Source organism: Paenibacillus sp. GD4 (assembly GCF_030846225.1).
In the GTDB taxonomy this organism is placed as follows: Bacteria; Bacillota; Bacilli; order Paenibacillales; family NBRC-103111; genus Paenibacillus_G; species Paenibacillus_G silviterrae.
The window spans coordinates 215744-232517 of sequence record NZ_JAVCYK010000001.1; the positions used below are offsets into that span (position 1 = coordinate 215744).

Annotated in this window: 13 protein-coding genes; 2 read left to right on the forward strand and 11 right to left on the reverse strand. The window is 50.7% G+C overall.

The genetic code is table 11. The features are described from left to right. Positions 1-22 precede the first annotated feature (22 nt). On the reverse strand, positions 23-913 hold the full coding sequence (locus RAC89_RS00895) for a carbohydrate ABC transporter permease (protein ID WP_306611178.1): 891 nt from the start codon (positions 911-913) through the stop codon (positions 23-25). Between the two features lie 17 nt (positions 914-930). Next, a complete protein-coding gene (locus RAC89_RS00900) occupies positions 931-1821 on the reverse strand; it encodes an ABC transporter permease (RefSeq protein WP_373429997.1) in 891 nt (296 codons plus the stop codon). 460 nt (positions 1822-2281) lie between these two features. Between RAC89_RS00900 and RAC89_RS00905 the strand changes: the two genes are divergently transcribed. Next, positions 2282-3736 carry a glycoside hydrolase family 28 protein gene (locus tag RAC89_RS00905; protein WP_306611180.1) on the forward strand — a complete coding sequence of 485 codons (1455 nt, stop codon included), beginning with the start codon at positions 2282-2284 and terminating at the stop codon, positions 3734-3736. Positions 3737-3837: 101 nt separating this feature from the next. Here RAC89_RS00905 and RAC89_RS00910 read toward each other — a convergent pair whose 3' ends face one another. From RAC89_RS00910 to RAC89_RS00935, 6 genes are all read right to left on the reverse strand, one after another. Continuing rightward, entirely contained in the window at positions 3838-7755 is a 3918-nt protein-coding gene (locus tag RAC89_RS00910; protein WP_306611181.1) for a right-handed parallel beta-helix repeat-containing protein, read from the reverse strand. Next, positions 7737-9521: a dynamin family protein gene (locus RAC89_RS00915; RefSeq protein ID WP_306611182.1), complete on the reverse strand. Its 1785-nt coding sequence runs from the start codon at positions 9519-9521 to the stop codon at positions 7737-7739. Before RAC89_RS00915 ends, RAC89_RS00910 begins: the two co-directional genes overlap by 19 nt. Further along, entirely contained in the window at positions 9521-11449 is a 1929-nt protein-coding gene (locus RAC89_RS00920; protein ID WP_306611184.1) for a dynamin family protein, read from the reverse strand. The genes RAC89_RS00915 and RAC89_RS00920 overlap by 1 nt, the downstream gene beginning before the upstream one ends. A gap of 87 nt (positions 11450-11536) precedes the next feature. Next, positions 11537-11884 (reverse strand): hypothetical protein, encoded by a 348-nt coding sequence (locus RAC89_RS00925; RefSeq protein ID WP_306611186.1) that lies wholly within the window; start codon positions 11882-11884, stop codon positions 11537-11539. 126 nt (positions 11885-12010) lie between these two features. Next, positions 12011-12289: a hypothetical protein gene (locus RAC89_RS00930; RefSeq protein ID WP_306611188.1), complete on the reverse strand. Its 279-nt coding sequence runs from the start codon at positions 12287-12289 to the stop codon at positions 12011-12013. A 69-nt stretch (positions 12290-12358) separates the two neighbouring features. Further along, positions 12359-12937: a TetR/AcrR family transcriptional regulator gene (locus RAC89_RS00935; RefSeq protein ID WP_306611190.1), complete on the reverse strand. Its 579-nt coding sequence runs from the start codon at positions 12935-12937 to the stop codon at positions 12359-12361. Positions 12938-13109: 172 nt separating this feature from the next. Here RAC89_RS00935 and RAC89_RS00940 point away from each other — a divergent pair, with 172 nt between their 5' ends. After that, a complete protein-coding gene (locus RAC89_RS00940) occupies positions 13110-14141 on the forward strand; it encodes a LysM peptidoglycan-binding domain-containing protein (RefSeq protein ID WP_306611191.1) in 1032 nt (343 codons plus the stop codon). A gap of 69 nt (positions 14142-14210) precedes the next feature. On the opposite strand, the gene RAC89_RS00945 is transcribed toward RAC89_RS00940, so the two are convergent. From RAC89_RS00945 to RAC89_RS00955, 3 genes are all read right to left on the reverse strand, one after another. After that, entirely contained in the window at positions 14211-15215 is a 1005-nt protein-coding gene (locus tag RAC89_RS00945; RefSeq protein ID WP_306611192.1) for a DUF5667 domain-containing protein, read from the reverse strand. A gap of 132 nt (positions 15216-15347) precedes the next feature. Continuing rightward, positions 15348-16067: a YebC/PmpR family DNA-binding transcriptional regulator gene (locus RAC89_RS00950; protein WP_306616013.1), complete on the reverse strand. Its 720-nt coding sequence runs from the start codon at positions 16065-16067 to the stop codon at positions 15348-15350. A 159-nt stretch (positions 16068-16226) separates the two neighbouring features. Beyond that, positions 16227-16712: a hypothetical protein gene (locus RAC89_RS00955; protein ID WP_306611194.1), complete on the reverse strand. Its 486-nt coding sequence runs from the start codon at positions 16710-16712 to the stop codon at positions 16227-16229. Between the last annotated feature and the right edge of the window lie 62 nt (positions 16713-16774).

Genomic DNA, 16774 nt, shown 5'->3' on the forward strand with positions numbered 1-16774 from the left:
CTCCTTAGGACCTTTTCAGCCATTACCCCTTTAGAGAACCGATCATAATGCCTTTGACAAAATATTTCTGGACGAACGGATACACGACAAGCAACGGCAGTGTGGCAACGACAATGAGAGAGTATTTCAGCAGCTCCCGCAAGCCTTCCTTTCTCGCAGCTTCCTGCACATCGGTGAGCATCGTCAGATCGACGTCATTTTGCACAAGAATATCCCGAAGGACGAGCTGAAGCGGGTACAGGTTTTGATTTTTCAAATAGATGAACGCGTTAAAGAAGGAATTCCAATGGCCCACTGCGTAGAAAAGGGTAATTACGGCGATGATCGGTCCCGAAAGCGGAATGACGATCCTCCACACAAAACCGAAATCGCTGCAGCCGTCCAGCTGTGCGGCCTCGAGCAGCTCGTCGGGAATCGTCGTTTGAAAATAAGTCCGGGTAATGATCATATTCCAGACGGCGAGCGCCCCGGGAAGAAGCATCGCCCAAGTGGTGTTGAGCAGCCCGAGATCCTTCACGATCATGTAAGTAGGAATCAAGCCGCCCGAGAACATCATGGTGAAGACGAAGTAAAACATGAAAGCGTTTTTCCCGTAAAAATCTTTCCGTGCCAGCGGATAGGCCGCAAGAATCGTCATGACGACATTGATCAGGGTACCGACCACCGTATAATACAGTGAATTCCGAAAGCCGATCCAGATGAGCTTGTGCTTGAATACTGCAGTGTAGCCGTCCAAGCTTGGATTTACGGGCCATAGCCACACCTCGCCTGCAATGACGGCCTGCGAATCGCTGATTGAAGCGCTTGCAATATAGATTAGCGGATACAGGATGGTAATGAGAAATAAGGACAGCACCGTATAATTGATGATCGAAAACAATCGGTCCCCGGCAGACTCTCGGAGGTTCTCCATTTCTGTCCCTCCTCTCTTTACCATAGGCTGTTTTGCTTCGTTTTCTGAGCAATCTTATTGACGAGAATCAGAAGAATCAAATTGATGACCGATTTGAACAAACCGATGGCGGAGGAATACGAATAATTCATCGCTTGGGAAGCGAGCCCCACCTTATACACGTAAGTATCAATGACCTCGGACGTGCGGAGGTTAAGCGGATTTTGCATAAGCAGCACCTTCTCAAATCCGACGTCCAGCACGTGGCCGGTGTTCATAATCAGCATGATGATGGCGATCGGCATGATTCCCGGCAGATCGATGTGCCACATTCTGCGAAGCTTGCTTGCTCCGTCCACCACCGCCGTTTCATGAAGCGCCGGATCGATGCTCGAGAGGGCTGCGAGATAGATGATGCAGGAGAAGCCGACGCTTTGCCAGATGCCGGACCATACATAAATGGATTTAAAGTACTCGGGTACGCCCATAAAATTGATCGCTTCAAAGCCCAGAGCCTTCAGAATCATATTGACAATGCCGTTTCTCGGATCCAGCAGCTCGAGAATAATGCCCACCATGACGACAACCGAAATGAAGTGCGGCGCGTAGGTGATCATCTGGACCGATTTTTTAAACAGCCGGTTTTTCACATAGTTAAGACTTAACGCAAGAATGATGGGAAACGGAAACCCGGCCAGCAGGCTGTAAAAGCTCAAAACCAGCGTATTCTGCATGAGCCGCCAAAATTCATAAGAATGAAAAAATCGGATGAAATGCCGAAACCCCACCCAGTCGCTGCCCCAAATTCCTTTGGTGACGACATAATTTTTAAATGCGATTTGAGCCCCGTACATCGGGATGTACTTGAAGAGGAAAATATAAATCACCGGGAGGGCTATCAGTACGTACAGCTGCCAAACCTTACTCATTTTCTTAAGCGGCGATGCCTTCCTTAGCCTTACTTGATCCGTCGAGGATAGCATGGCTTCCTTGTTCGCTGCTTCCAGAGCGATCACCTCATTTTGTTTCCAGAATACTGCAAGCGTGTCCCATTTCAATTCTCGCGATAGCCTCCTGTTAGCTTAGTAAACGCTCGCATGAAGATCTTACATGACATGGATCCTTCACTGCTCTTTATGGGAGACAACAAACACTATCGTACACGATACATTAATATTCCCAAACCTTGGGAATCAGAACGAATTTTGTTCTGAATTTTCAGTTTATTTTACAAAACCACTCGCCTTCCTAGTAAGCTTCCCTGAACTTCTCATATATTGCCCTTGGCTTCTCTATCTTGTCCTTTCTTGCGAATGATGGATTTTTTAACCCGTTTCACTAATAATAGTAGGTGTTCAACAACATGACTCAGGGAAAGGTAGAGATCGTATGAAAGCTTCAGTACATGAACAATGGCAGCAATCCATACAAGATATGCCCCCGGTCGTCGTACCGCAGTTTCCGGACCGGGATTTCCTCGTTACCGATTACGGTGCGGTCGGGGACGGAATATTCCACAATTCATCCGCATTTTCCCAGGCGATCGAGGCCTGCTCCGCTTCCGGCGGCGGCAGAGTCGTCATTCCAGCCGGTATTTGGCTTACCGGTCCTATCCATCTAAAAAGCAATGTGAATCTCCATGCGGAAGCCGGTGCCCTCGTCATCTTCAGCTCGAACTTCAACGACTATCCGTTGATCTACTCGACGTATGAGGGCTTGCGTACGGTTCGCTGTACCTCCCCGCTGACAGCCGAGAACGCGGAGAACATCGCAATTACAGGAAGCGGCGTTTTTGACGGCTCAGGCGATGCGTGGCGCCCGGTGAAAAAATGGAAGATGACGGATCGCCAGTGGAGCAAGCTCGTTCAGTCAGGCGGTGTGGTGGATCACGGCAAGGAAGAGATCTGGTGGCCGACGGAGAAAGCCCTTCAGGCACAAGCTCTTGTCAAGGAGCTGCTGGCATCCGAGGCGACGGATATCGAGCTGTTCACTCCTGCAAGAGATTACCTTCGACCTGTTCTCCTTAGCTTTCGACAGTGCCGAAACGTATTACTGGAGGGGCCGACGTTTCAAAATTCACCCAGCTGGAACCTCCACCCTTGGCTGTGCGAGCACGTAACCGTCCGGAACGTGACCGTAAGAAATCCGTGGTACGCGCAAAACGGAGACGGTATTGATGTGGAATCGTGCCGCTATGTACAAATCCTGGATTCCCATTTTGACGTCGGGGATGATGCGATTTGCATGAAATCCGGTAAGAATGAGGACGGCCGCCGCCTGGGCAAGCCCTGCGAATATGTCTTCATCTCGAATTGCACGGTGTATCACGGTCATGGCGGATTTGTGATCGGGAGCGAAATGTCCGGCGGCGTGAAGCATGTGTGGGTTACGGATTGTACCTTTATCGGTACGGATGTAGGCTTGCGGTTCAAAAGCACACGCGGCCGCGGCGGAGAAGTCGAGCATATCCATATTCGTAACGTGCGGATGAAGGACATTGCCGGGGAGGCTATTACCTTCAACATGTATTATGAGGTGAAGGATCCTTCAGGAGAAGACGCCGTTCCGGTTAGCGAGGAGACGCCTAGGTTCCGGGACATCCATATTTACGATTCCCTCTGTGTCGGGGCGGGAAAAGCCGTCTTGTTCAAGGGCTTGCCGGAAATGCCGATCGAGCGCATTGAAATCGATGGGCTGACCGTCACTGCTAACGAAGGTGTCGAGTGCTCCTATGCACGGGATATTCATTTCCGAAACGTCTCGATACAGCCCAAGCTTGGCCCTGTATACCGCATTCAGAGCAGTGATGCGATTACGCTGGATGGAAAGCCCATTACGGACTAGAGTGAAAAAAATGGAAAAACCGCAAGCCTTTCCCCTTCTGGGGAGGTAGCTGCGGTTTCTTTTTGTTTACATATTATTTATTATGTTAACAAACAATCGAATTATTTTGAAATGTCTCCGGCTTCATTCGCTTGCATCGTATTCTTTCCGATATTCGGAAGGGCTTGTCCGCTCAATTGAATGCCATAACCTTCGTTTTGTTTCAGCACGTTGTAATGAATAACAGGCTTGGCTCGTTCATCCGCGTGAATGCCGCTGTTTCCATTTTTTGTTAATATGTTCCTCTCCAGCCGCGGTTTACTCAATCCGGTGACATATATACCGTCCAGCCCATTCTGGTAGCAGTCGTTCTCCACGGCGGAGCCTGCAGCCTCATCCGTGAAGGCGATCCCGTCGCCCCGGTTGTGATAGCACTCATTTTTGTTCAGCTCAGGACTGGATTGAAAAGCAACCTGGATCCCCTGCTCGTTGGTCATGCACCGATTCTGATGAGCCCTGCACTTTCCGCTGCTGCTGATGAGAATGCCTGCAAACTTATTATCATTGCACGTATTGCTATACACCTCAGCTTCCGATTGCTCGATAACAGCAATGCCCCCCTCACCGTTGTGCCTGCAAGCATTCGCAACAACGCGCCCTGACGATAGCTGTCCGAAGCCGATACCGTACAGCTCATTGTTATTAGCCATACACTCTGATATGGTGCCATGTGCCTCATTTCCTAAGCCTATTCCCGTCTTGTTGCCGTTGCACTCGTTACGCAGCGCTGTTACACTGCTCTGACCGCCGCAGAAAATTCCCCCGGTTCTGTTGTTATTACAGCGGTTGTCTTCAAGCGTAGCTTCTACCTGTTTCCAAAGAATGATACCAAAGAAGTTATCGCTGCATTCATTGGACTTGGCTGTTAGGACTATATTATCATGCACGGTCATACCGCCGTCGTGGTTGTGGTTACATTTGTTTTCTTCCGCCGCATGTTGGCCTGTGCCCGTGAAGTACATGCCATGCAGCATATTATGGCTGCAATCGTTACCGGCCAACAGCGTCGGTCCGTCGGCCTGATGGCAGATCCCCGCCTCTCCGTTCCATGTGCAGATATTCCTTTCAACAATAAGCGAGCTTTTGGTTTCATAGCTGATACCAGTAGACAGATTGCTTGTGCAAACATTAGCAGCAATATAACCGCTGGACGAATCCAACAAGCTGATGCCACGAATGTTCATCGAGCAGCTGTTACCAAGCGCGGTGATAAAAGCCTTCCCGCGTCCTTGAATGCCATCCTCTTCATTATGATTGAATTCATTCTCTTTGATAGTAAGCTCCGTTTCGTCGCTTCCGGCGATTCCCACTTCGTTGCACCACAAGCGGTTCCCTTCGAAATATCCCTTGGCTTGCCCATCCAAGTAGACGCCTATTCCACTATGCGTGATCTCGGAGTTTGTTACTTTTAGAGTCGTGTGATCCCCTGCATAAAGCGCAGTATAGGGATGGTCCCAAAAACGGCTGGATTGTACGGTGACCTTACTTGAAGAAAGCATGCTGCAACCGGCGCTGTTGCCGTGAAAATGACAATCGATTATGCTGCCGGCGGAAGAGTCTCTCCAGGCAAGAGCCGCCCCTCTTTCCTCCGTATCCGTCGGATGCTCCACGGTTCTTGCACCGGTGAAACCGCAGTTTTGGAAGTGGGCTTCTCCGCTATCGATCCGGGCAATGGTTCCAACGGTATTACACAAGTCTAAAGAGATGCCTTCGATGTACCACTTATGATTCCCGTCCAGCTTAAGCAGGGTCTCAATAGCTCCTTGAATAACGGTAGCTTGTTTTCCGGCACCTCGTATACGAATCGGTTTGTCTAATACCAAAGTTTGCGTTAGTATGTAAGTCCCTTTCTCCAAAACAAGCTCCTCTCCCGGCTGCAATGCTGCGATCAAAGCCGGCAGATCGAGTTCAGCAATTCGGTTCTTGCCCGACTGGATTGCCTCAAATTGTCCGACTTCTGCCGCAGCCGCTGTTTCTGCCGCCCCATGGTACACCTCAGCCGGTTCGGAGAGAAGTAGCTGCTCCAGCTCTTGCAATCGGGCTAAAGAATAGTTTAAGGACGCTGCTGTACTGTCGCGATCAGCTAGCCCTACTTCTCTCTCAAGCGAAGTAACAATGGCGGCAAGCTCGCCTCCTACTAACATCTCGGTTTTCGGCTTCGCCGCTACCGTCCAATACAACTGCGAAGCCGTAGCTTTTGCTTTCGCCTCAGCCTCCCCCTGATGATTCAGCAGCTTGTCCAGTTCATCCAGTGTAGCTTGGATGTGTTTAACCGCAAGCTGCGAAAGCTCATAGGCTTCTTGCTCGTTACGCTCCAGACGGGCAAGAAATAATTGGTGCCGCGAGAGCAGCTGCTCCTTCTCCGAATTCAGCTCATTCGCCCGCTCATCAAGCAGCTTCGCACGGGCATCAAGCCGTTTGCTGATACCGTCGAAATCAAAAATGGGCCGTCCTCCAAACATCCCGGATTTGTTGTACTCCGCATACTCCTTCTCCAGCTGCACATGTTCCTTGTTATGGTGCTCAATGGCTTGCTGATTCGCTTCATAGGCTTGATCGAGCAGCTTCCGCTCCCTGCCCAGCTCCTCTTGGACACCGATCATCATGTTCACCTGTTGATTTAGCTTGTCCTGCTCTTGAATCAGCTCCGGCAGCGGATAGTTGGATTTCAACCGATAGAAGGCGCTTTCGGGATCGAAGCCCGACCATATGCTGAGCAGCTCGGCTACTTTCTTGCGGTTACCCGCCGCTGCTTCCATCGCTTTTTCTTGGTCCCTTACGAACGCATCCGCCTGCGAGAATTGAGCGTGCTCTGCAAGCACTTGCTCATGCAGCCCGGTCACAATCTCCCGGAGACAGGATAACAGGCGAACCCCTTTCTTCATCGCCGCCTTATCGTATAGTTCCTCCTGCAGCACCTGCTCCAGCTGCGGCCATCGGCTTTCTGCGAGGAGCATCGCGTCATTGTTCGTCCTGGCTTCCGCTGCTTGGAGGGCGGAAACGCCCACTAAGCGGCACACATGATCTCCCAGTCGGCGATGCACCTGCCTCAGGAAGGCATCCAAGTCGCCCTCCTCAGGATCGTGTTCATCAATGCGGTTCACAACACCGATCGGCTTCCATGCTCCCCTGAGTCTGCCCAGCGTTAAAACTTCCATCTTCGTTGCCGCATGCCCATAGGAGAACAGCCATAACACCTGATCCGCTCGGTCGATAAAGTACTCTGTCGCCCTCGTGTGGTGTTGGATGTCGGAATTGAGTCCCGGAGTATCAACAATGGTAACCTTCTTAAGCAGCTCGACCGGAAGTCGAACCTCCAGATAATCTAATTCGCTCCTCAAGCGAGCTCCTTCCGCGTCCCCTTCCGCTGAAAGGGAGTGCAGACTCTCGTACGGAAAGCGCTGCTCCGTGCGGTCTAGCAGGTGGGCGACAACCTCGGGCTGCTCCCCGTAGCTAAGCATCGTCACAGCGGCAGTTGCCGGCGTGACCTCCACCTTCAGGCAGTCCTCCATGCAGAGAAGCTGATTGATAAAGCTGGATTTACCGGTCTTGAATTGTCCCATAATGACTAGGAGCAACGGCTTGGCTGCATCCTGTGCAAGCTTTTCCAGCTTTTGCTTGTGCTCCTGCAGCTCTGGATAAGGCTCCAGGAGGGAAGCCATCCGTTCCGCCGCTGTACCTACCATGACGTCAGCAGGCAGCAAGTATGCTTTCTCGGGTATGGCGGGGTACGATGGCGTCTTTATGGCGCTCAGCTCAGATGCGGACATTCTCGTTATCTTCTGTACAAGTGATGCTGTCGACAAAGCCCCCTGTTCTAGCTTACTGAAATCAGAGCTTCCTTCTATCAAAGCTTCGTAAGGTTTTCCCTTGGAGTCAGAACGACTTAGCCGGGACCACAGTAAGCCAAGACCTGCAATCAAGGCAACGATCAGCACGGTAATGCCAAAGAGAGGCAGCATCATAGGCTGTACCCCCATGTGATAAGATCCTCTCTTGCTTGGATCAACCGCTGCTGTTCATGCTCCTTTTCCTCCTGGGCGCGCATGACTCCCGCGATATCCTGATCAATCCTCATTCGATGCATGCGCACGATCTCCATATAACGTGAATCGGCGGCTTTCCGGATGGAAGCCGCATTCTGAAGCAGCCACTGCTCGACGCTTCGCCCGAACTCCTCCATGACCTGATCCAGTACCGCATCCAGCTCCGGCAGCAATTTTTCCTTTGCTTTCTTCAATTGATCCTGCATCATGTGCTTCTGGATAAAAGGATATCCGGCCATTCCCACCAAGGGCAGAAGCAAAGGTCCGCCGAGTAGCATTGCCAGCATGCCTGCGCCGCCTGCTAACAGGCCCGCCATTATAGGCGTATTGGAAAGGTCTGCTGCGGTGATTGAAACATTTCCCTCCGGGGAATCGATTTCATCTGAACGCTGCTTGACTTCCAGCGATCGAAGCGAAGTATTGAACTCCGTTGCAAGAGCCGTGGCCAGCTCCTGCTCCAACATTTGAAGCAGCTTTAGTATGGAAGGAGTATGCTGCTCGATCCACTGCTTGAATCGACGCTTGACCTGCATAGGGATTTGCGTTTCTACAAATTCCTTTAACTGGGGCCCCATATACTGCTGGACGGTAAACTGCATATCCTCCTTCAACTGCTCTTCAAAGTGCCGCAGCGATTTGCGGACGATCGCCAGCATTTCGGTTTCCCGGTCCCTCGCATAGTCCTCCATTTGGACACGGATCGCACCATGACGACGAATCAATCCCTCCACGCCCTCCAGCTTCAGGGCCAGCTCTGCACTGGATTCGTTCAATTGTGCCAAGCGCCCCTCCAGTTCCCTCCCGATAGAACCGTTTAGAGCTTTCAAACGGCTGCGGAAGCGGGTCAGCTTCGTCTCACCCCGGGAGCCGTGCTGAATGAGCCCCTCTACTGCCTCGAGCACAGCGGTAAAACCGGACTGCTGAAGCTTGTCGAAGTCCTTCGTCACTCTGGCGTCGAGTGCATCCGTCGCGCTGAAAGGAAGCACCTTCGGCTTCTGGCCTCCAAGTACCCCCGCCAGACGTCTTTTTATATTCTCCAGATGTCCTTCTGCCTCCTCTTGGTCCACTTGGTCATAGAAGTTGGCAATAAAAATCATACGATCCAGTCCTTCGGACAAGAGAGTATCTGTAAGAAAATCCTTTTCCGAGCGTTTCACCGGCGATACTGCATCCAGTAAAAAAATACATACATCCGCCTTAGGTATGAACTGATAGGTAACCTCTGCCCTTTGCCGGTTCAGATCGTCCACACCCGGCGTATCGACAAGTACGACGTTCGGCTGAAGCAGCGGCGCCGGCATGGTTATTTTCAAATATCGAACCTCTTCCGGGTTCGCCGCTCCATCTACGGAATACTTACGCAAAGCCTCTGCAGACAGCTCCTCGCGCTCGACGGATCCGTCCTGCTTGTAGACGGCGAGCCCCGACTGCTCCCCGTAGTGAATCGCATTTATGGTAGCCGTTGTCGGGGTCACATCCACCGGAAGCAGTTCTTCGCCAAGCAGGGCGTTAACGAAGGTCGATTTCCCTCTTTTGAATTCGCCTAACACCACTACCGTACAGAAATCGTCATAAAGCTCCGATCGAAGCTCCTCCAATTGGGTAAGGAAAACCGAATCAGGGAGAAGCTCGCTTACAGCCGTCCGTACCCTGTTCAGCCTCTCAAGCAATTGCTCCTTATCCATATCGTAATTGCTCATCACTGGGTGCCTCCTCCTAAAGTATGCGCACGCTGCCTCCCCGTCAGTTCTTCGGCAAGAGGGGCTAAGCCTGCAATAATATCGTTCAATTGCTTCTCAAGACGGTGTAGGAACAATTTTCTTTGCTCAATCTGCGACGCTTCTGAATTCCTCTCCGCCAGCACCCTCTGCAGCTGCTGTTCAATGGAGCCGAGCTTTCGACGAATTTCTGTTTCAAAGTGTCCTATAGTATCGTCAACCATACGGCTCCACTGCCTGTCGAAATCAGTACACATCCCCGGAATCACATCCCGGTACCGCCGCTCCACTTGTACGCGAATTTCAGCCAGTGCACGTTCCCGGACCTTTCCGTCAAAATAAGAATACAAGAACTTACCCCCAAAGAAGAGGGCCGGTATGGCAAGCGGCAGGGCGACATGAAGTCCGATTACCACGCCAAGCAGTCCCAGCGATCCGAGCCCTGTCTTCACAATGACCTCGTCCTCGTCGTAATATACGCTATATTCCTCGTCTTGCCCTGATTCGTCTCCGGTGCGGGGCAGCAGCGATTTTACAATGGTGCGGTCAATGGCCTCCCATTCCTGCTCCAATCGGCGGTTCGCCCGGTTCACCTCTTCTTCGAGAAGGGCATGCTGCTCAGTACGAATGCGCTCTTGCAGCTTCGTTTGTACGGGGGCCACAGCCGCTTCAATCGTGCGTGCCAATTCCTCCTTTTGGAGCGGACCCGTGTAGAAGGATACGGCCTGAACAGCGGTTGTCGCGACTTGATGCAGGCCCGACTCCCATTGCGAACGAAGCTGCAAGCCGCCGCTTGTGAGCGCTGTCCGCAACCGCTGTACAGTTTCCATTGCAGCTCGGCTCACCCGGTTGAGCTCCTCCTGTACTTTGGCCGTCCGGGTTTCCAGCTCTATGAGATTCATGCCAATGGTGGAAAGCGGAAGCCGGATTGCATTTCTTTTCAGCTCATCTGCTATACGCATCGCACGTTCGAGCGGCTTCGCCAGCTTAGCTCCTCCCCGTTCCTCACTTAGAAAGGCTCCGAGAGCCGCCTCGAATTCCAAGTAACCCGTTTGCTCCATTGGTACGATCTCCCCCTTAACCGCTTCGCCCAGAGCGTGCCTGCGTGCGGCCAACGCTTGCTTGGCGGATAAGAGGAACACCTTCGCATTCTTTGTGATCGGAGCAAGATGCTCCTGTATGTAGTCCATTACCTTTCTTTGTGAAGCTTCCGTTTTCAATACATCCTTGAAATTGACGACAAAGAAAAGCTTTTGAATGTCTGCCTTCAGTAACCTGTCCTTCAAAAAACTCATTTCCGTTTCCGTCAGCTGTTGCCTTCCGGATAATACGATGATCGCAGCATCGGCACTTGGGATAAAATTATAGGTAATCTCCTCCCGTGCCGCATCCAGATCATTCGTTCCCGGAGTATCTATGAGCTCAACCCCGCCTTGGCATATCGCCGTCGGATATCCGATTTCAGCGTGAGCAATCTCGCCAAGCTGCTCCATCCTCCGCTCCCGCTCCAACACTGCACCGGAATCATCTGTATCCGGTTCAACCGGTGCAACGATGTTTTGAAATTGCTCTTCCGTTATCTTCTCACTAGGTCTGCCGTCACGGTAATGGAGACAGTAGTACGGTTCGGCTGCGAACTTCAGCTTGCTTAATACTGTTGTTGTCGGACTCGGCGAAGATGGGAGCAGGCGCCTGCCGAGAAGGCCATTGACAAAGGTAGATTTCCCCCTGGAAAACTCACCGACGACAACGAGTTTAAACACCTCGTCAGCTAGTTCCCGTTTCGTCGATTCAAGCGTGTGCCCCGCCGATTCGACACCAAGCTGCTTCGCTGCCTCCTGTATTCGCTCCAGTGCACCCATAATTTTCCGGCTTCGCGTGCGATACCATGTTAAATCAATTCCCGTCATGTTAGTAACAAGCTCCTTTCTCACAACAAATAGGGAAGAAAAAAGAGACCCGCACATCCTAGTTGCAGGCCCCTTCCGGGATCAGGATTAATTAAATGTTAGCGGCGGCATTGTATATTCTTGGATGTGAGCAAGCGGATTGGCATGCTGTAATACACTCTGAAAGGATACGTCATAATGGCTTAGATAAGTAAGCGGGTCCCCTGTCGCCACTTCACCGGTAAACGGATTCACATTCCCGGGATAGGAATAATTGTTAAACGGATTATGATCGGGATGTGATCGCACATGAGCCTTCACATAAGTTCCGTCCGTGCGGAAGTAATCATCGACGAACACAGGATTATCCGAACGTCCTAGTCCGTAGGTCTTATCAAAGGCATCATATTGCTGATCGTGATTTCCCGTATAATGACTAAAGTGATTCGAATCCATACGACACACCTCAATGCATTTATTTGGTAAATTTTTAGTCAATAATATGATTATACTCTCTTCCTGTTGTGGAATCTACAAAAATATTCATTTTTCATCCATAGGGTCCTAGGACGAAGAGACTACTTATCCGCATTTCTTCTCTTTAAGCTCCAGGCTTCCATCGAAGCTCATTAATTGCCGCTGTAATTCTCTCGTAAGCACGCAAAACTCCTGTTGGAGCTGAATAAGCTCTTGAATGATCAGGGGCAGGTTATTTCCCTTCGTCGCTTCCCAGCTGATTTCTTGTATTTGAGTGATCATCCCGAACAATTTGTCCTCCAGCAAGTAACACTGTCCCTCAATCAATAGCTCAATACTATTTTCATAATTCAACTTTGCCAAATCAACTTCCTGTCCGTTCATGGCTGTCCGCTCCTTATCTATGCTCATGATGAATAATTTACAATCGTTCATTATTGGAGTAAAAAAAATTTAAACTCGTACGCTCCAGAAAAAATACATCTGAATGAACTGGGTTGTCAGCTTGACGATATCATCAGGATGTTCATGTCGGCGAATGATATCCATCACTCCCTCAAGAAAGCTGACCGCCATAGGTCTTGCCATCATCTGGTCAAACACTGGGGCTCCCGTTTCTTTATTCAGAACGCCGATATGTCTTGCTATATCCTCACTTAGAATTACCGTAATTTCTTCCTTCGCACCGGCGAACGTGGTTCCTTTACTGCCGTCGAGTAGGATGATCAATTCATCCCGGTAATGCTGCAATAGCTGCGGCAAACGTCCCAGCAGTATCTGCCCTACCTCAGCTGGAGTTAACGTGGCATTCGCATTCATTCGAAAAAGGTCTTTGATGACATGATAAGCCGGTACAACCAGTTGCTTGTACAGCTCCTCTTTGCTGCTAAAATACCGGTAAATGTTAGGTGCCGTAATGCCCGCTTCCTTCGATATACTCCTCATGGTCGTTGCTTCATAGCCATAGAGCGAAAACTGTCGCAAGGCAACCTTCAATAGAAGCTCTTTCAATTCCTTCTTTAAATACTGCATAGACACCTGCCAATTTGAGGGATAGAAGTATAGCCATTTTACCACCCCTCTCAAAAATTAACAACAGTTAATTTATCTGTCCCCGCTCCATTATTTGGTTCTTACCGAAGCAGACATGAATTCCGATAAATATGGTTGTATACCCAGAACCAAGGGAGGAGTCCGAGACATCATGAAAAGGAAAAAGACCAACAAGAATTGGATTTCCCTAGCGCTCGCCGCGGCGCTCACAGCCTCAGCCTTCGGTCCCGTTTATGCCGCGGAGCCAACCTATCAAGTAAAAGCGGGCGACGTGCTTTGGAAAATTGCTGCAGCACACAACGTAACCATTGCTCAGCTTAAGCAGTGGAACGGATTAACGGGCGACATGATCTACGTAGGCCAAACGCTGCGCCTTACAGCTCCGGAGATCCGCTATACCGTGAAAGCAGGCGACTCTTTATATTTAATCGCGCAGACATACCAGGTGCTTGTAGCGGATATCAAGCTGCGCAATCAGCTCACCTCCGATAACCTCCAGACAGGAACGGTGCTGTCTATCCCAGCCCAAAAAGGCTCTTATGCCACTCATACGGTCATTGCTGGGGACTCTCTATTTATCGTTGCAAGGGATTATGGTCTAACCATTGCCGAACTCAAGAGCTTTAATCAGCTAACCTCCGATGTCATTTATGTTGGACAAGTCCTGAAGCTCACAGCGTCAAGTAACAATATGACTATGAAGGCAGCAGAATCCGGACCTTCCGCCCCTGCCTTTCTTAAGGATGCTCAGTTCCCCTTAAGGTCAAGTACCTATGAGCCCTTCACCGACACGTGGGCGGAGTCGCGATCCTATGGCGGCGACCGCACGCATGAGGGAACGGATATCCTGGCTGCTGAAGGAACGCCGATCTACTCGGCGACGGATGGCGTTGTTATCAATTACGGCTGGAATACGCTTGGCGGCTGGAGGCTGACCGTACGTACAAGCGAGGGATATATTCTGTACTATGCTCATATGAGCAAATATGCTCAAGGCATGAGTAAAGGCGCAACCGTAACAAAGGGGCAGCTGATCGGTTATGTAGGCAGCACCGGCTACGGTCCGGAAGGAACCTCGGGCACCTTCGTCTCTCATCTTCATTTCGGCATGTACGATGCCAATTGGGTCGCTATGAATCCTTACGCTCATCTGAAATATTGGGAATACGTCATGAGGAAGTAAAAAAAATCGCCTTTGCAAGTGCTTTAAGCGCTTGTAAGGCGATTCTTTTTTTCATAATCGTATGTATGATTACTGCTTTCCGCGATCGTTTCCGTTCTCCTTTTCCTTCAACTGACCAGGTGCTTTTTCCTTGCCGTTCGCGTGATTCTCGTTCTTCTCTTTTGGTTGTTGCTTCATTTGCTGCTTAGGGTGTTCTGCATCTGTATCGGTCTCGTTTTCTTTTACCTTGAGCGACTTTGCTTTAAGCTCCTGCTCCGTTTCTATCACAACAGCAGCAGATGTCGTAATGGATGCTGCTGTGACTGCAGAGGTAACCTGTGCGGCTTCAGGTACCGTTTCCCCTATCGTTTCTTCTGCTTTCGCAGGCTCCTTTGCCGGCTTCTGCTCCGATTTCGCCAGTTTTTTCTCCATGTGCTCGAAAGACTTCTCAATATTGCGAAGCAGCGCCAGCTGTGCCTTCGGATTTCCAACCTTCTCTAGAGCCGCCGTTAGCGCAACAATATTTTGCTTCATATTCGCCTTCACAGCCTCTGCCGCTTCCTCGGTTGCTTCTGCTTTCGTTGCCGCCTTCACAGCCGCAGCTGCTTCTGCTGCAGCTTCCGAATCGGCGTCTTCCTTTTCTACGGTATTCACAGTGGCCGGCTGAATAGCTTCAGCTGCTTTCTTAGTTTCGGATTTCGCAGACACCTTCTCTAGCGCCAGCTGTTGCGTCTCAAGGGAGAGCTGAAGCGTTTGCGCCGCTGCATCCTCCTTGCCTGCTGCCAATAACGCGTTCGCCTCCGCCAGCCGTTCATGAGCATACCCCGAGAGCAGCTTGGCCTCCTCGATCTCACCCGACGCAATCGCCAAGCGGATGCTTTCATAAATCGCTTTGATAAAATAAAAGAAATCTCCCGGCACCAATGCCGGCTTTGCTGTTGCAAGGGTCGCAGCTTCCTGTTCTGTAGAAACAGCTGCGGAAGGAATCTGCTGATTCGTCTTATCCACAGGATCCTGCGAGGCGTGGGCGCTGCCTATACCCGCGCTAAATGCCATAGAGGCAATTAAAATACTTTTGACTAAGAGCTTGTTCATGTTGGTTCCGTCCTTTTCTTTAGGTGATGTTCCGGATGCATCGGATACTAAGTAATATACGGAGCGGTCCAGCCTTTTCAGGGGGGAGGGACAAAAATACCCCGAAGCCAAATTGGCTGCGGGGCTTTCATCCTACTCTTCAAAATCTACATTATGGAATACCTGCTGCACATCCTCGAGGTCTTCAAGCGTATCGATCAGCTTCTCGAATGGAGGCATCGCCTCTGCCGGCAAGGTAATATAATTCTGCGGGAGCATGGTAATCTCCGCTACGGTAAACTCGGTAATGCCCGCGCTTTTCAAGGCTTCCTGGACAGCGTGGAATTGGTCGGGCTCTGCATACACGATGACCGCCTCGTCCTCCTCAAGAATGTCGCGAACCTCTACATCCGCCTCCATGAGCAGCTCCAGCACTTCATCCACCGATTTGCCTTCCAGACCGATGACTGCCGTTGCGTCGAACATATAGGCTACCGACCCGCTCACACCCATGCTGCCGCCGTTTTTCGTGAAGGCCGCGCGTACATCCGACGCCGTCCGATTCACGTTGTTCGTAAGCGCATTGACAATGATCATCGAACCGTTCGGTCCGAAGCCTTCATAACGAAGCTCGCTGTAGTTTTCGTCGCCGCTGCCTTTGGCCTTCTCCAGCGCACGGTCTATAATCGCTCTTGGCACGTTGTACGTTTTAGCCCGCTCGAGCACGACCTTTAATGCGCGGTTGGATTCCGGATCCGGCTCCCCCTGCTTGGCCGCCACGTAGATCTCGATGCCGAACTTTGCGTATATGCGACTTGTGTTGGCATCCTTCGACGCCTTTTTTTCTTTAATGTTGTTCCACTTACGGCCCATATTGTTCCCGCTCACTTTCTCGTAGTATATCTTCTGCTCTCGTTCCAAACACCCTTACCATTATATCTCGTTACGATGTGCTTGGACAAGCCTTGCTCCATCAAAAAAAGCGCACCCCTCAGGCGAGCGCCGGTGGAAGGGTGCGTTTCTCAGCTTTCATTATTCAGCTTTCGCTTGCTTCTGCTGCTTTTTCTCTTGTACCTTTGCAAGAACTTCTGTCTTCAGCTGCTCCTTGGATTTGCCCGTCGCGTCCAAACCGAACTTCTTGGCTGCCTTGGTCAGGCGATTCATTGTCTGCTGTTCGTGCTTCGCCTTTTCTTTGGCTTTCACCGCTTCCTTCAGCTGTTGCTTCGTCAAACCGGCCGTTTCCACGCCAAGCCTTTTAGCCATATCGGTTAGCTTCACAAGCTCTTTTTGCTTTCTTTGCTGTTTAGCTTCCTTCTGCTTCGCCTTCAGCTCCTTCTTCAGCTGCTTGGGCGTTTTATCTGTGGTGTCGATACCGCGCTTTTGCGCCAGCTCGATGAGCTTGGGCGCTTTTACGACATTTTTACCCACAGCAGGGACAGCTTGAGTTTCAGCGAACACGGGAGCCGCAGTAAGCAGCATAGCGGAAACGATTCCGGCACTTATCCATTTTTTAACCATAGCTTCTACCTCCATCATATCTTTCTCTACATACAGTTGGTACTTCTATACTGTACACAACC

Excerpts from the sequence above, each read along its gene's own strand:
- RAC89_RS00895 (WP_306611178.1), bottom strand. The coding sequence starts at position 913 with ATGGAGAACCTCCGAGAGTCTGCCGGGGACCGATTGTTTTCGATCATC.
- RAC89_RS00900 (WP_373429997.1), bottom strand. The coding sequence starts at position 1,821 with ATGAGTAAGGTTTGGCAGCTGTACGTACTGATAGCCCTCCCGGTGATT.
- RAC89_RS00905 (WP_306611180.1), top strand. The coding sequence starts at position 2,282 with ATGAAAGCTTCAGTACATGAACAATGGCAGCAATCCATACAAGATATG.
- RAC89_RS00910 (WP_306611181.1), bottom strand. The coding sequence starts at position 7,755 with ATGGGGGTACAGCCTATGATGCTGCCTCTCTTTGGCATTACCGTGCTG.
- RAC89_RS00915 (WP_306611182.1), bottom strand. The coding sequence starts at position 9,521 with ATGAGCAATTACGATATGGATAAGGAGCAATTGCTTGAGAGGCTGAAC.
- RAC89_RS00920 (WP_306611184.1), bottom strand. The coding sequence starts at position 11,449 with ATGACGGGAATTGATTTAACATGGTATCGCACGCGAAGCCGGAAAATT.
- RAC89_RS00925 (WP_306611186.1), bottom strand. The coding sequence starts at position 11,884 with ATGGATTCGAATCACTTTAGTCATTATACGGGAAATCACGATCAGCAA.
- RAC89_RS00930 (WP_306611188.1), bottom strand. The coding sequence starts at position 12,289 with ATGAACGGACAGGAAGTTGATTTGGCAAAGTTGAATTATGAAAATAGT.
- RAC89_RS00935 (WP_306611190.1), bottom strand. The coding sequence starts at position 12,937 with ATGCAGTATTTAAAGAAGGAATTGAAAGAGCTTCTATTGAAGGTTGCC.
- RAC89_RS00940 (WP_306611191.1), top strand. The coding sequence starts at position 13,110 with ATGAAAAGGAAAAAGACCAACAAGAATTGGATTTCCCTAGCGCTCGCC.
- RAC89_RS00945 (WP_306611192.1), bottom strand. The coding sequence starts at position 15,215 with ATGAACAAGCTCTTAGTCAAAAGTATTTTAATTGCCTCTATGGCATTT.
- RAC89_RS00950 (WP_306616013.1), bottom strand. The coding sequence starts at position 16,067 with ATGGGCCGTAAGTGGAACAACATTAAAGAAAAAAAGGCGTCGAAGGAT.
- RAC89_RS00955 (WP_306611194.1), bottom strand. The coding sequence starts at position 16,712 with ATGGTTAAAAAATGGATAAGTGCCGGAATCGTTTCCGCTATGCTGCTT.